The sequence below is a fragment of the Bradyrhizobium sp. USDA 3364 genome, from assembly GCF_054056355.1.
Genome location: NZ_JBSRYG010000002.1, coordinates 6,105,053 through 6,119,996 on the forward strand (window position 1 = coordinate 6,105,053; position 14,944 = coordinate 6,119,996).

General features: G+C 62.7%; 9 protein-coding genes. 4 read left to right on the forward strand and 5 right to left on the reverse strand.

Translation table 11 applies throughout. The features are described from left to right. Nucleotides 1–427: 427 nt before the first annotated feature. Nucleotides 428–1,513, reverse strand: a complete 1,086-nt coding sequence (locus ACVILL_RS28500) for a hypothetical protein (RefSeq protein ID WP_456732094.1) — start codon at nucleotides 1,511–1,513, stop codon at nucleotides 428–430. A 250-nt stretch (nucleotides 1,514–1,763) separates the two neighbouring features. After that, a complete protein-coding gene (locus ACVILL_RS28505; protein ID WP_456732095.1) occupies nucleotides 1,764–2,030 on the reverse strand; it encodes a hypothetical protein in 267 nt (88 codons plus the stop codon). A 304-nt stretch (nucleotides 2,031–2,334) separates the two neighbouring features. Between ACVILL_RS28505 and dinB the strand changes: the two genes are divergently transcribed. The 3 genes from dinB to ACVILL_RS28520 all read left to right on the forward strand — a co-directional run bounded on the left by dinB (nucleotide 2,335) and on the right by ACVILL_RS28520 (nucleotide 7,075). Continuing rightward, nucleotides 2,335–3,582 (forward strand): DNA polymerase IV, encoded by a 1,248-nt coding sequence (dinB, locus tag ACVILL_RS28510; RefSeq protein ID WP_456732096.1) that lies wholly within the window; start codon nucleotides 2,335–2,337, stop codon nucleotides 3,580–3,582. A gap of 114 nt (nucleotides 3,583–3,696) precedes the next feature. Then, nucleotides 3,697–3,906, forward strand: coding sequence for a hypothetical protein (locus tag ACVILL_RS28515; RefSeq protein WP_456732097.1), 210 nt, complete (start codon nucleotides 3,697–3,699; stop codon nucleotides 3,904–3,906). Nucleotides 3,907–4,339: 433 nt separating this feature from the next. Then, nucleotides 4,340–7,075, forward strand: coding sequence for a hypothetical protein (locus ACVILL_RS28520; protein WP_456732098.1), 2,736 nt, complete (start codon nucleotides 4,340–4,342; stop codon nucleotides 7,073–7,075). A gap of 98 nt (nucleotides 7,076–7,173) precedes the next feature. On the opposite strand, the gene ACVILL_RS28525 is transcribed toward ACVILL_RS28520, so the two are convergent. The 3 genes from ACVILL_RS28525 to ACVILL_RS28535 all read right to left on the reverse strand — a co-directional run bounded on the left by ACVILL_RS28525 (nucleotide 7,174) and on the right by ACVILL_RS28535 (nucleotide 13,604). Beyond that, the gene (locus ACVILL_RS28525; RefSeq protein WP_456732099.1) at nucleotides 7,174–8,601 is read right to left on the reverse strand and encodes an HlyD family type I secretion periplasmic adaptor subunit; all 1,428 of its coding nucleotides are present in this window, start codon (nucleotides 8,599–8,601) and stop codon (nucleotides 7,174–7,176) included. After that, nucleotides 8,588–11,323 carry a type I secretion system permease/ATPase gene (locus ACVILL_RS28530; RefSeq protein ID WP_456732100.1) on the reverse strand — a complete coding sequence of 912 codons (2,736 nt, stop codon included), beginning with the start codon at nucleotides 11,321–11,323 and terminating at the stop codon, nucleotides 8,588–8,590. Before ACVILL_RS28530 ends, ACVILL_RS28525 begins: the two co-directional genes overlap by 14 nt. Nucleotides 11,324–11,900: 577 nt before the next feature. Next, entirely contained in the window at nucleotides 11,901–13,604 is a 1,704-nt protein-coding gene (locus tag ACVILL_RS28535; protein WP_456732101.1) for a hypothetical protein, read from the reverse strand. Nucleotides 13,605–14,192: 588 nt separating this feature from the next. Between ACVILL_RS28535 and ACVILL_RS28540 the strand changes: the two genes are divergently transcribed. Beyond that, nucleotides 14,193–14,930, forward strand: a complete 738-nt coding sequence (locus ACVILL_RS28540) for a class I SAM-dependent methyltransferase (protein WP_456732102.1) — start codon at nucleotides 14,193–14,195, stop codon at nucleotides 14,928–14,930. The last annotated feature ends 14 nt before the right edge of the window (nucleotides 14,931–14,944 follow it).

The window sequence follows — 14,944 nt, forward strand, 5'->3', positions numbered from 1 at the left end:
AAATTGGAGGCGGTAGCCCGAAGCGGCAAAACGGGGGATTGCTTGCCCCTGAAAAATTTCAAATAACAGGGAATAACAGGGGAGCGCGCGGAGACCGGTTTCGCTGGACTGCATCCGCCAAGCCCAAAGGGCGAAGGCGGGCCTTTGGCCGCGAGCCACTTCTCGAAACCCAAATAGATCTGGTATCTGTCATTGCTGCGAAGCGACGAAGCAAATTCCATCGGTGGGGTGAAATGGATTGCTTCGCTCGCGCGGCCCGCGCAGATCTAGTGTCCCGAATCCGAAGTTCGCATCATTTGCCGCACCTTCGGAGCGAACTTCGGATTCGATAAGGACACTAGCAAGCTTATGATTCTAGTGTGCTTTATGAATGCGAAGTTCGTGAAAGTGGCTGCCGCGAAATCGCACGAACTTCGCATTCAGCACACTAGTTCGGCATCAGCACGGCATCGATGCGGCGGCTGTTTCGTGTGCTGATGATGATGGCGCCGTTGCGGGTGGCAAATCGCGCGCCGAGCAGTCTTGGAATTCTTTCGGTCAGCGGTGAGGGCAGCGGAATCATTCCGCCGGCGACGGGATCGCCGACATTGATCGGCGGTGCAGCTGCGCCGGGCGAGGGCGCGGCCTTGATGTACTCCCTGACCAATTGAATCTCCTCTCGCGAAAGGGTGAGCGCGGGCTGTTCACTGCCGGCGTCCGATGCTTTCTTCGCCTCGGCCTTCTCTTGCGCGTCTTGCTGCTGGGCGGCATCGCGTTTCGCGGCGTCTTGTTCGAGCCGTGCAAGGCGGTCCCTGAGCGGCACGAGCTCGCGGTGCAGTGCGGCGTTGTCCGACTTCAGCGAAGAGACCTGACCGAGTGCAATCGCCGCGGCAACGCAGGCAACGACCGAGACCAGGCTGAGGCATCCAACCGCCAGCCCCGTCAGTCCGCCGCGATTTTCGGCGCTGCGATCCGGGACGTCGTCCGCAGATCGCCTTTGCCGCGCGCCCGCGAATTTGGGCATGACGGTGCCGAGGAGGCTGAGCGGACCAGACAGCCAGGCAGCCTTACGGTTTGCGGGCTGCATCGAGCCGAATGCAGGCTCGAGCAGGATCGGAGAGTCCCCCAGGTGTATTTCGGGTGCGGTTGATCGGCCCGCGCCGGGTGGCGCGCGATCGTCGTGGTCTTGGCTCGTCATGCCGGGGAGCTCGAGATCGATGTGGTCGGATTGGTCGATCCTGCCGTCCGTGACCGCAGGGCGCGTGTCGGCAGCAATGCCCTCCAGCCGTTCTGCTTCCTCCTGATCGTGTCCTTGTTCGGACGCTTCGAGCTCGCGCCATAGCGACAGACCGGAGTCGGTGATCTGCAGGCCTGCATCGTTGATGGATACCCATCCGGATTGGAAGACATCGGCATCGCCGAGCTTGGATGACCGCTTCAACCGGGTGGCTTCATCGCCCGCCGCGATCATGCGCTTGACCTCGCGGCTCACCTCGTCAATCGCGATCCTCTGTTCAGGCCTTGCGGCCAGCACACTCAGGATCGCCAGATTGAATCTCATGCGGCGCCTCTCGATGCCCCATCAACGATCGCGCTGGCGATTTCGCGGGTCGCACCGGAGATCGAGGCGGATGCATGATGCCGGAATGGACGTCCGTCAGCCAGAGCGCCGGGCAATTGTAGCGAGTCGCGTCCGGGCAAACAATCCGGCGCGGCGTGCGTAACCGAAGGATAAGTCCGCGGGCGAACGGGAGGCGATGGAATCAGCTACGCCGAAAGACCTCTCAGAGAAACTCGCGAAGCCGGGAGAGCTCGATCACATGCTCGGGCGACAGCACGTCTGAAACGAGGGGAGGCTGCGGCGCGGTCCTGATCTCGTAGAGATGTCGCGTCCTCTCGGGCTTGCCCATGAAGTCCCGAATGCATTGGTCGAGTGTGCCGTTGACGACCATGTAGGGCGCACGGTCCTCTCGCCTGGAGTTGTTGAGCGAAGGCCATTTGTAAAGGTAGGCCGCAGCTTGGAAGTCCACCTGATGAGAGTGGTCGGTCATTCCCGATATCTATCCGAAAAAGCCTGTTCGTCAAAGTCACCCGGCCAACGAGTGGGCTGATGCGAGAGCGGCGTGTCGCCGCGCCCATGCGCAGAGCATGCAATCTTGCATGCCGCGTGATCCGCCAACGTGCCTTCCGCGCAGCAAGCGCGCGCGAAGGATCGGCGACGCTCGTCGACGGCTCGGCTCTTGGCGCGCGGCCGCGACGACGAATGTCGGTTGATTGTGTTCTTGTTTTGTTCTAAAGTCAATTGGTGCGCCCAAGGACGGCGGTCTCGCTCAGGCCAAGGATGAACGGGTTGAGATGGCAGCCGCAGCCACCATCCTTCACGCGGACCTGGACGCGTTTTACGCGTCGGTCGAGCAGCTGCTCGAGCCGTCGCTGCGCGGCAAGCCGATCGCCGTCGGCGGCGGGGTCGTGCTTGCTGCGTCCTACGAGGCCAAGGCCTTCGGGGTGCGCGGCGGCATGTCGGGACGGGACGCGCGCCGGCTGCGCCCGCAACTCATTTTCGTCGGCGGCCATTTCAGCGACTACCAGCGGTTGGGTGACGCGGCCATCAAGGTGATCGGCGACTTCACGCCGCTGGTCGAGCGCATCTCGATCGACGAGGCGTTCGCCGACGTGGCCGGCTGCACGCATTTGTTCGGAACACCAGCCGAAATCGCCGCGACGATCCGGCGGCGCGTGCGCAGCGAGCTTGGTCTTCCGATCTCGGTCGGCGTCGCGCGCACCAAGCATCTGGCGAAGATCGCCTCACAAGTCGCGAAGCCTGATGGGCTTGTCGTCGTCGATCCCGACGCCGAGCTGGCTTTCCTGCACGAATTGCCGGTTGAGTTGATGTGGGGAGTAGGGCCGGTCACCAGGGCGCGGCTGGATGCGATCGGCGTCGCAACGATCGGGCAGCTCGCCAGGCTGTCGGAACGATCGCTGACGCGGTTGCTGGGTCCGGCGGCGGGCGAGAAGCTCGCGGCCCTCTCCTGGAATCGCGATCCGCGACAACTCACGCCGCACCGGCGCGCGCGATCGGCGGGCGCACAATCGGCGCTTGGCCGCAAGCCCGCGATCGAGCAGGTCATCCGGCCGACATTGCTTCATCTGGCCGACCGCGTCGCCACGCGGCTGCGGGCGAAATCCCGGCCCGGACGAACCGTGACGGTACGCGTGCGTTTCGCCGATCTGAAGTCGGTGACGCGCTCGATCACGCTCGATGCGCCGGTGTGCACGACGACGACGCTCGCCCGGCTCGCCGGGAATCTGGTGCGCGCCACGCTTGCGGACCATCCGCGCGAGAAGATCATTTCGCTGCTGGCGATCTCGGTGTCGCATCTCGAGGCGCATTGGGATCTTGCGCTGGAGCTTCCGCTCGGACTGGAGGATGAAGCGCTTCGGCCGGGGAGCTCGATCGGGATGGCCCGCTGGGCGGCAGACTGCGCGATCGACAAGATCCGCGATCGCTTCGGCTGGGAGGCGATCGGATACGGTTCGGCCGCGCTGGAGGCGGTCCGTTCGGTCCCGGACGCGTTTCGCAAGCTTGCCGAGAAAGAGCTCTAGCGCTCGCCGGTTCACGCAGCTGTCATTTCATTAAGAAATGGCAATTCGGAATCGCGCCCTTGTGAGTGGTGACCTCGCGCACTCGGCCTATTCTGCGGACGCGGAGGACAAACCATGCAGTACAGCTCCGAACTGATCCAGACGATGCGCGATGCGTTGGACGCGGTCATGGCAAGCGTACCGCCGGATCAATCCGTGTTCGGTCTCAAGGCAGCCGTCGCCGAATGCATCTTGCGGGCCGCGGCGCACGGCCAGACATCGTTCGATGGACTGGTGACGTCGGCTTCCGATCAGCTTCAATCGATCATCTCGATGCTGACCTAGAGCATGATCCGGAAAAAGGTGCGAAGCGGTTTTCCGAAAAGATCATGCTCGAATGAGAAGCCGAGGCGCCATGACGGCTCGACCTGAACTCATCCAAGTCGCTACCTTTCGCCTGCATTTAGCTGCGCGATGACACGTTGCCGTGGCACGAGATACGCTGGGCGTCTCGTTCAAGGCCTGCAGTCCCGTCTAGGAAAAGATACTCAAGGCTGAGAGCCAGGCATTCCGATCATTCGTCGGGCACAAGTGGCCAAGTCTGCGTCGTGCCCGTGACGGAACTGCAGGAGAAGGGCTGCGGCGATGTGAAGGCGTGATCTGCGGTTACCCCGAAAGGGGTGGGCGGGTCCTCGATCCGGATTATAGGCATGCCGCGAATGTTAGGCGCATAATGCCGCACTTTGACAGCACGGGTCCCTGCGGGAGGGTGACTGCGATGGAGCGCACGGCTCTCCTCAGTGACGAAGCAGCCTGCGAAACCATAGGCTCGGCCCTTGGGCATCTGCTGAAAGTGAGGCAACCCGCGCTGTTTTTGACCACCGTCGCAATGCTTGCAATGGCTGGGGCGTCCGAAACTCGGGCGTCACCCAATCCGGCGTGCCTCTCGCCGGACGGGCTGCGTGTGATGGTTGCCTGCGATCTCGATTCCGCCGGAGCGCCGGCGAGCGGCAATTCCGGAGCCGTGCCGCCGGGCCAAGGTCGTAGCGGCGAAGCGGTGGTGCTTGCGCAGGGAGAAGTCCCCGGGACCGGACGACCTTCGGAACAGGAGCCAAACTGGGGGGAGAGACTGTCCTGCGAACTCTCCAGTGCCCGGCTTGATATAGGCCTGCTGCAGCGTTTCGAGCACGAGCGTGAGCGGGCGGAAGGCCTGGAGCAAGACCTTGCCGCGGCCCGACGCGACGTCGAAATCCAGGCCTCACTGGCGACCAAGGCGCGCGAAGACGTTGCCAGGTTGAAGCAAGCCGTCGTGCCAGGCGGTACGGAGCTCCAGAACGTCCTCCAACAGGAGCGTGAGCGGGCAGGAAAGCTGGAACAGGATCTTGCTGCGGCCCGGCGCGATATCGAGGCCCAGACCGCGCTGACAGCGCGGGCGGTTGAGGAAACCTCCCGACTGAAGACAGAACGGGGCGACGCGACGAAGTTGCAGGCATCCTTGCAGCAGGAGCGCGAGCGGTCCGCGCGACTTGAGCAGGATCTTGCCACGGCCCGGCGTGATGTGGAGACCCAGACCGCGCTGGCGACGAAGACAAGCGAAGAAGCGTCCCGACTGAGGAAAGCGGAAGAGAGCGGCGCGGCGAACTTGCAGGCAGCGCTGCAACAGGAGCGAGAGCAATCCGCGCGGCTGGAGCGGGACCTTGCGGCGGCGCGGCGTGACGTGGAGACCCAGACCGCGCTGGCAACGAAGGCAGGCGAGGAAGCGTCCCGATTGAAGGAGGCTGGCAAGGGCGACGCAGCGACGTTACAGGCATCTCTGCAGCAGGAGCGCGAGCGGTCTGCGCAGCTTGATCGGGATCTCGCGGCGGCACGGCTTGATGTCGGGGCTCAGACCGCGTTGGCGGCGAAGGCAGGCGAGGAGGTCTTGCGGCAGAAATTGGCGGTGGAAGCCGCGGCCGCCGATCTAAAGCAATCGCGCGCGAAGACTGACGCGCTGACACAAGAGCTTTCCCAGGCACGCAGCTCGATCTACGCCCATGAGGCGCAGGCCCTCAAAGCCGGGGAAGAGGCGGCGAAACTCAGGCAGGCGGCTGAAACCGGCGCAGCCTCGACTCAAAAAGCCGTGCCCGACGAGCCAGGGCGATTGGCCCGGCTGGAGCAGGACCTTGCGGCTGCCCGCAGTGATGTCGAGACCCAGGCCGCGCTGGCGGCGAAAGCAACCGAGGAAGCCGCCCGGCTGAAACGGGAGAGGGAAGGCAGCGCGGGCGAGCTGCAGAACTTGCTGCAAGCGGCACGGCAGCGCGCTGACAGGCTGGAGCAGGATCTCGCGGGCGCGCGGCGCGACGTCGAGTCCAAGGCTGCGCTGGTGACCAAGGGAGCCGACGAAACGTCGCGGGTGCAAGCGGCGGGGAAGAGCGCCGCCGAAGACCTGCAAAAGGAGCGTGAGCGCTCCGCACGACTGGAGCAGGATCTTGCGGCGGCGCGGCGTGACGTCGAGTCCAAGACTGCGCTCGCAACCAAGGGAGCCGAGGAGACGTCCCGGCTGCAGGCGGCGGGGAAGAGTGCCGCAGCGGATCTGCAAAAGGAGCGTGAGCGGTCCGCGCGGCTGGAGCAGGATCTTGCGGCGTCGCGGCGTGACATCGAATCCAAGACGGCGCTGGTAACCAAGGCAGCCGAGGAGACGTCCCGGCTGCAAGCGACGGGGAAGAGCGTCGCAGTGGACCTGCAGAAGGAGCGTGAGCGCTCCGCACGACTGGAGCAGGATCTTGCGGCGTCGCGGCGTGACGTCGAATCCAAGACGGCGCTGGTAACCAAGGCAGCCGAGGAGACGTCCCGACTGCAAGCGACGGGGAAGAACGTTGCAGCGGATCTGCAAAAAGAGAGCGAGCGGTCCGCGCGGTTCGAGCAGGATCTGGCGGCTGCACGTCGCGATCGTGAGGCCGAGACGGAGCGCGCGGCGAAGGCAAGCGAGGAGCTCTTGCTGCAGAAGAAAGCGGCGGAAGCCGCTGCTGCCGAATTGCAACAGTTGCGCGCCAAGCTAAACCTGCAAGCACAGAACCTCTCGCTCGGGGTGAGTGCGATCCATGCCTATGAGGCCCAGGCTCGCGGCTCGCACGGCGTCGCATCACAGCCCGTAACGACCGGCTCGACCGCGTGGGGCAAGTCTATCGAGATGGCACCCATTCCAGTGGCCGAGCGGGGGCGGGCAGCGCCTGCCGCCGTTGTCGAGCCGGCGCCAGGGCAAGCCGCAGAAGCTGCAGGGTTGGTCGCGCGAGCGAGTTCGCTACTCGGGCAGGGCGATATAGGCGGGGCGCGGCTTGTACTCGAGCGCGCCATCGAAATGGGCAGTGCCCAGGCGAAATTCGCGCTGGCGGAAACCTACGATCCCCTGATCCTTGCGAAATGGGGGACTTACGGTACGCGCGGTGACGCCAAAAAGGCACAAGACCTCTATGCCAATGCCCACGCTGCGGGAGTGAAGGAGGCAAAATCGCGGTTTGACGCGCTGCGTCGATAGCGCATCCGCCATCAACCGGCGATCTCACCGCAATCCTGTTGACGACCTACGTCACCCGCGCTTTTCGGTCCAGAGTGGAGGTGCCTGACTGCCTCCGTTCAGCGCTCGCGCAGGGCCTCCTGTCGGTAACGTGCCAGCGGTGAAAGGAGGTAGCTGATGATCCTGCGCGTGCCGGTCTTGATTTCGACCGTCACCGCCATGCCCGGTCCGAGTTTGACGAGCTTGTCCTCGATCTGCATCTGCGTTCGGTCGAGCGAAACGCGTGCGGCATATTCCAGCTCCTGACCTTTCGGCTCACTGCTGCCCTGCGCTGCGCCCAATGTCCGGTCATTGGCACCGCCCTGCGGCCGATCGCGCGTAATGGCATCCGTCGATACGCTGAGCACATCGCCATGAAGCAGCCCGTAGCGGGTGAAGTTGAACGTATCGACCTTGATCTCCGCTTTCTGTCCGGGATGAACGAAGCCGATATCGCGGTTGGAGAGCATGGCCTCAATCTCGAGATGGCTCTCGCTCGGGACCACAACGGCCAGCGCCTGAGCCGGCGTCACCACGCCGCCCACCGTATGGACGGCAAGCTGCTGCACCACGCCGTCGACAGGTGCGGTCAAGCGCTGCAGCTTCGTTCGCCGATCGGCCTTGACCACCTCCTGCGCGGCACTCGCAGCCTTCTGTTCGGCCTTCGCAAGCGCATCATAGGTCGCGCGGCGGTATTCGGCGCCGGTCCTGTCCTTGGTCTCCTTCAATAGCGCTATCGCCGCATCGGCTTCGCGCAGCCTACTCTGCTGCAGCACGAGGTCCTGCTGCATAGCGACCAGCTCCTGATATTCGGAGAGATAGACGACCCTCGACGCCAGTGCCTTTTCGACGAGACCCTTGCGGATATCGACGCGCTCCTGGAGCACCGGGATCGTCGCCTCCAGCTTGGCGACGCTCGCCGATGTCGTTGCCCGCTCAGCTTCCTTCTGACCCTGCTGGCGCTCGATTTCGGAAAGCTTTGCCGTTTGTTCGGCGCGCTGGCTGATCAGGAACTGGCGATGCATCTCAATCTCGGCGGCGCTTGCGTTCTGCGGCGGCTTGAAGGCCGCGAGCGGATCCGCGGTCAGCGCCGCCCGTAGCCGCGCGACGTCGAGCTCGGCCGCAAGTAGGTCGCTCTTCTGGCGCTCCTGATCCGCTTCCGTCATTGTCGGGTCGAGCTCGATCAGGACGTCGCCGGCCTTGACGCTCTGGCCGTCGCGAACGTGAATGGCGCGGACGACGCCGGTTTCGAACGGCTGGATCAGCTTGGTGCGTCCGCCCGGCACGATCTTACCGGAGGCGCTGGCGACGATATCGACGCTGCCGAGCGTTGCCCATGCCAGCGCGACGCAGAACGCAGCGATGATGCTCGCCCCGATCGCGCGCCCGATCGGCGATGGCGGCGACTCGGCAATCTCGAGCGCCGCCGGCAGAAAGGCGATTTCGTGTTCGCGGCGGCGAAGTTCGCGTTTCGGAAACGCGACGATGTTGCGGCTAGCGGACGTCATGGATCCCCGCCTGAAGATAGTGAAGATTGGCGTAACGGCCGTTGGTGCGGATCAGCTCGTCATGGTTGCCATCTTCAACGATGCGGCCATGCTCAAGGGTGATGATCCGGTTTGCGTTGCGTACGGTCGATAGCCGGTGCGCGATCACGAACACGGTCCGCCCGGCGGAAATCCGCTTCATGTTCTGTTGGATCGCGCGCTCGCTCTCGTAGTCCAGTGCGCTGGTCGCCTCGTCGAGGATCAGGATGCGTGGATCGGTGATGAGCGCACGGGCGATGGCGATGCGCTGGCGCTGGCCGCCGGACAGGCTGCTGCCGCGCTCCCCCACAACGGTGTCGTAACCCTCCGGCAGCTCCAGGATGAAATCATGCGCGCCCGCGAGCATTGCCGCCTCGATGACGCGCTCCATCGGCATCGCCGGATCGACCAGCGCGATGTTGTCGCGGATCGTGCGGTTGAACAGCACGTTCTCCTGCAGCACAACGCCGATCTGGCGCCGCAGCCAGCTCAGATCGACCATCGCAAGATCGACGCCGTCGACCAGCACGCGCCCGCTCTCCGGTACGTAGAGACGCTGGATCAGCTTGGTGATGGTGCTCTTGCCCGAGCCCGATGAGCCCACAATGCCGATGACCTGACCCGGCTCGACACTGAATGATACGTTGTGCAGCACCTCGGGACCGTCGATGCGATAGCGGAAAGTCGCGTGCTCGAATGTGACCTGGCCGCGGATCGGCGGCAGGGCCGCCCGGGCGGGCGTAAAGCTCGGCTCAGGGATGGTGTTGAGGATATCGCCGAGACGATCAATCGACAGGCGGGCCTGATGGAAGTCCTGCCAGATCTGCGCGAGCCTCAGCACCGGCGTGCTGACGCGCGCCGCCAGCATGTTGAACGCGACGAGCTCGCCCACGGTCAGATCTCCGCCGATCACCAGGCGGGCACCGAAGTAGAGCGTCGCGGCGACGACCAGCTTGTTGATCATCTGGACCGTCTGGCTTGCCGTGTTGTTCAGGCTGAGGACGCGGAAACTTGCGGACACATAGCCGGCAAGCTGCTCCTCCCAACGGCGTTGCATCTGCGGTTCGACCGCCATGGCCTTCAGCGTCTCGACACCGGTGACGCTCTCGACCAGGAAGGCCTGGTTTTCGGAGCCGCGATTGAACTTCTCATCGAGGCGCGCGCGGAACAGCGGCGCGGCGCCGGCGGAGATACCGATGTAGAACGGGAAGGATGCCAGCACGATCCACGTCAACGTCGTCGAGTAGTAGAACATCACGGCAAGGAAGACGACGGTAAATACCAGATCGATCACCAGCGTGAGCGCCGAACTGGTCAGGAACTGGCGGATGTTCTCGAGCTCGCGTACGCGTGCCACCGAATCGCCGACGCGGCGAGCCTGGAAATAGGCGATCGGCAGCGCCATCAGGTGGCGAAACAGCCTGGCGCCGAGCTCGACGTCGATACGGTTTGTCGTATGCGCGAACAAATAGACGCGCAGAATCTCCAGAACTGTCTCGAACACGGTCAGGACAACAAGACCGATCACCAGCACATCCAGCGTGCTCATGCTTCGATGCACGAGCACCTTGTCGATGACTACCTGGAAAAACAGCGGTGAGATAACGGCAAAGATCTGAAGAAAGAACGAGGCGACCAGCACCTCGCTCAGGAGCCGGCGATACTTTTGCATGGCGCCGACGAACCAGCCGATATCGAAGCGTCGTGCGAGATCGGTCAGGCTCGCCCGCCGAGCCATTAGGATGATGGCACCGTCCCAGATCGCCTCGAGCTGGGCTTGCGTGATTGCCTCGGGTCGTGGAGACAGCGGCCATTGAACGAGAAGCTTGTCGTCGACGACCTTGCCGAGGACCAGGAAGCCGCCGTCGCGCAGTACCGCAATTCCCGGAATCGGAGTGATCGCGAGCCGATTCCAGCTCGTCCTTTGGATCTTCGCCTTGAGCCCGAATTCCTTGGCACAGCGCAGGATTTCAGTCACGCCGAGGCGTATCGCACCTACCCGATGGCGGATTTGGCCCGGATCGGCCGCGATGCCGTGGCAACGCAGGAGGATCGCCAGCGCAATGAGCCCGGATTCATCGTGATCTTGGGAATCAGAACCCGCGGCCGAGGCTTCGGGAGCCGGCGGATGGTCTGCGACATCGGTGGCGGCGAGGGCCCGGCTCATTAAAGTGCCGCGCGCCATCACAAGGACGCTTTTGCCGGCCGCGGTCAGAGTATCGCGCGCGCCTGTCAGGGCGTCGCTCGCGCGCCGCGCCAGGCGGATGCCCAACTCGACGAATTGCGCGCTGAGGCCGGGAAGAGCGTGAAGCGGGTGGCTCTTGGATCCCGCCAAAATCAGACGGCCGTCCCAGATCGCCTCGAACTCCGCGCGTGGCATCCGGATTGGATGCGACGAGGCCGGGTGCAGGACGAGAGCCACCTGGTCCTCGATTTTTCCAAGAAGCATAAATCCGCCGTCACGCAACGAAGCGATTCCGGGCAGTTCGATGCCGGCAAGGCGGGTCCAGTCCGTCGTTCGTGATCGGACCTTGACGCCAAGTTCGCGGGCACAGCGAAGCATGGCGCCGATGCCGATCTCATCGCTCGCGCAGCGATCGCGGAGCTGGTCCGGGGTAGTATTGACGCCATGGAGGCGCATGAAGAGAGCTAGCGCGCGAAGCCCCAAATCTCTGGCGTGGGCATTTCCATTCTGGATTGCCATTTCTTTCGTCTACCCTTCGCGGTTACGGCCGCTGTTACTTCCTTCTCATGCATTTCCAAGTACAGGGAATTCCAACGTCGCGTATCGCCAATGCACGCAACGCACCGCCTGCTCGCAGCCAATTGCCGCAAGCAGAAATCAAAGCACGAAGGCCTCGAACCGCGAGGAGATTTCAGAAGCAGTCGGACATTTTGGAAATTGCCCCCCGACTGCTGGGCAGGCTGGTTAATGAACAAACATGGCGAAAAAAGTTTCAATCCATGGTTTTTTCACAGGTATTTTGCGCCTGATACTTGCCGCATACGGCGTTTCTTGCGCCGCGCTTGATCGGTACGAAAGGCCGTCGCGAGCGGCGAAGCCAATCGAATCAATGCGCGCGCCAGACAATCTCTTCGCTGCCACGTCGAGGATCGGTGTTCGACTTCTAGCCAGGCATTGAGGCTGCTGCACCGAGGCGCAGAACGCCTCGGTGCAGCAATTGGACTAACCTTGAGGTCTGGTGAGGAATGAGTTCTGTGTCCAGGTAGCACCGTTCGACATGGCCGCTGCGATGTGACCGCCGTCGACCCGACCGGAACTACTTGCCATACACTGGTTGAGCAGCGCGAAGCTGTGGCTTGCCATGGGACGCTGCCGTCGTGCCGTGATCCGATGAGGTCGTCGTCGACCCGGTGGTTGCCAGCGTGCCGGTGTTCGACCCAACGAGGTCTGCAAAGTTGCGATGTGGCGTGATCGGTGAGCTCGGCCACGAAGTGGACGGCCGAGGATCTGTCACAGTGATCCTCTGCGACGCCGCTGACTTCACATCGCCGGTGACCGGGTCCTTCGCACTGGCGGTAAGCGTGAGAGTGGCCTCGGGATGAGCATTGCCCCTGTAGTACGATGTCAGCGTCAGTCCGCTGGCGACCTGTGCGGAGCTCAGAGTGATGTCGTCGCCCCTGAACGTGGTACCATCGCCGGTCGTGATCGTCTCATATCTCGGCAATCCCTTGATGTTCAGGCTGACGTGATCGTCGGAGTCGGTCGTCGACACCTTTGCCCCCAGATCGACCTGACCGCCTCGGCCGGCTACCCAGAGCGAGTTGTCCGCGATAGCGAGCGAAGGCGTGGTCACGGTCGGAGTCGAGGGAGAAGTCGGAGTTGACGGAGATGTCGGCGTGGTCGGTTGCGTAGGCGGAGTCGTGGGAGCTGCCGTCGAGACCTGGAGACCGGAGAATGTCTTGACCGCGCCCGAGAGATCCGCAGCGAGGCCGCCGGAATCCTTGATGCTCGCGCCGTTCGGGGTCTTGACACCGGTGATGGCGAGTGCCGACGTATTGGTGTCCGTGGCCGAGACCGTCGTTTTAAAGGTGAGCGTGTTCGACCCTGAGCCGCCTACGTAGGAGGCACTAGCGCCGTCATTGAGCGTCAGCGTCGGCGTGCCCGTCACGGTTACAGCCTCGCTGAAACCGAGAGTCAACGTGATGACGTCACCGACATGCTCCGTTCCGGTCCCCGGTGAAGCGGAGGCTTGCGTAACTGATGGTGCGACGTTCGGGGTCGTTGGCGTCGTTGGCGTCGTGACCGGTTGTGTCGGAGTCGTGGGGGCAGAAGTGCCCTGCAGCGGAGGCGGCAGATCGGCCTGCAACTGCGTCTGATTCATCGTCGTGAAGTAGAGTGTCTTATAGTTGGTGGTCAGCTCAACCCAGTTGCTCATCCCGACGCCGGGATTGTTCACGAATACGCCGTTCTGGTAGACGTATCCGGCGGTGGCGCTTCTCCACCAGTCGGCACCGATATTGGCAACGTAATGCTCGTTCGGATTGTCGACTTTCATGCTCGCCGTGACGAAAACGCCGTCGATCGATCCGGGTGTGTAGGTTCCGCGGGACCCGCCCGGCCAGAAATGGTCGTTGTATCCACTGGCCGGTGCATCCACCGACACACTGCCGTCCGCGTTTTTCGTTTCATTCCACGAAATGTTGGCGTTCCCGACGAAGTCGGCGGTGAAGTGGGCGCCTCCGATGGAGCTCGTTGCCTGGTCCTGCACCTTGACCCAGCCGCCGGTCTTGAGATGCACCCAGGTCTGGAAATTTGCTATGTCGACGCTACCCGGATTAACCGCCTGCCCGACCTCGGGATAGATCTGACCCCATCCTGTAATGGCCGAGAAGTCCGCAGGAGGAGTGCCTCCTCCACCGTTTCGGCCGGAATACCAAGAATAGGATGAAGGAACGCCCAGCGGGAATCCTTCGCTTTTTCCTGTCGTGTTTTGATTGATGACGTCGTCGAGAACGGTCACTCTAATTCTCCATTGCAGACCAAATTGAGGACGAGACATTCCGCTGCCGCGCGTTAGGCACGCGCGACATACTGCATGCTCGCAAGGCCTTGCGGCCGCGAACAGATTTCAATGCAACTTCAGCCTCGAACCGCGAGGAGATTTCAATGCAGCGGGTTCAATGGATTCGCCCCCCCGGCTGCTGAGCGGGTTGGTTAATAAGCAAAAATGGCGAAAAAACTCTCAAATCGTGATTTATACACACGTATATTGGGCGCAAACCCTTGTTCTCGACGCACATATGTTGCGGCGACGAATGCTTGTTGATGAAAGCGCGGATTGAGTTCTGCGCTCCGGGGTAGCCCGCATGGATTATTGCGACGACCTCAAGATCAAGAACACACTTGCCGGCAGAGATGGATCGTTTCTCTTTGAATGGCGGGTCGTGGATTGACGAATTTGAAGCCCGGCGATTTGGCGATCCGACGGCACCGAAAGGACACGCGGCCGCCCGGTCGCCTGATCGCGCACTATGAACTCGAACGCACGCCCTCGGCGCGGCTGCAATTCGCAGGCTGAGGCAAGCGCAATTCATTGAGGGAGAGAACGATGGCTGTCAGCACAGGGGCAGAGTTCGGGTCCAACGATCTCTATACCGGGAAAGGTTATGCCGAGGCCCATCCAGGCTGGCATGACGAAGACGCTGGCACGAAGGCTGCGAAGATCGCCAAGATCGTGCGCGACAACAAGGTCACCTGCCGGACGATCGTCGACATCGGTTGCGGGGTGGGAGGCGTTCTGAATGCCCTGCTTGAGCACGACATCTTCCGTGACTCGACCGCCGTTGGGTACGATATCGCCCCCTATGCCATCACCGCCGCCAAACCACGCGAGCGGGACAATTTGCGCTTCCACTGCGGAGACTTCGCGGATACCAGCGAAAATTACGATCTTCTATTGTGCATCGATGTGTTCGAGCACATCGATGACTATATGGGCTTTCTGCGAAGGCTCAGAGGGCGTTCGAAATACTACGTGTTTCATATCCCCCTCGACATGACCATCCTCGGCGTGCTGCGCGGTCTGCCCCTCCAGCGGCGCAAAGAGGTCGGTCACCTGCACTACTTCGACCAGACGACCGCTTTGGCGACGCTGCGCGACACCGGCTTCGAGATTATCGACAACCAATACACCCGGATGGAGGATTTCCTCCACATCCATCCTGAATGGCGAACCGCGAAATCAACCCTCGCCAAAGCGGGGCGGCAAATGGTTCGAAGCATCGCCGGAGAGGATCTGTCGGTGCGGGTGCTTGGCGGAGCCTCGTTGATGGTCCTCACCAGCTAGTCAGAATTCCGTCG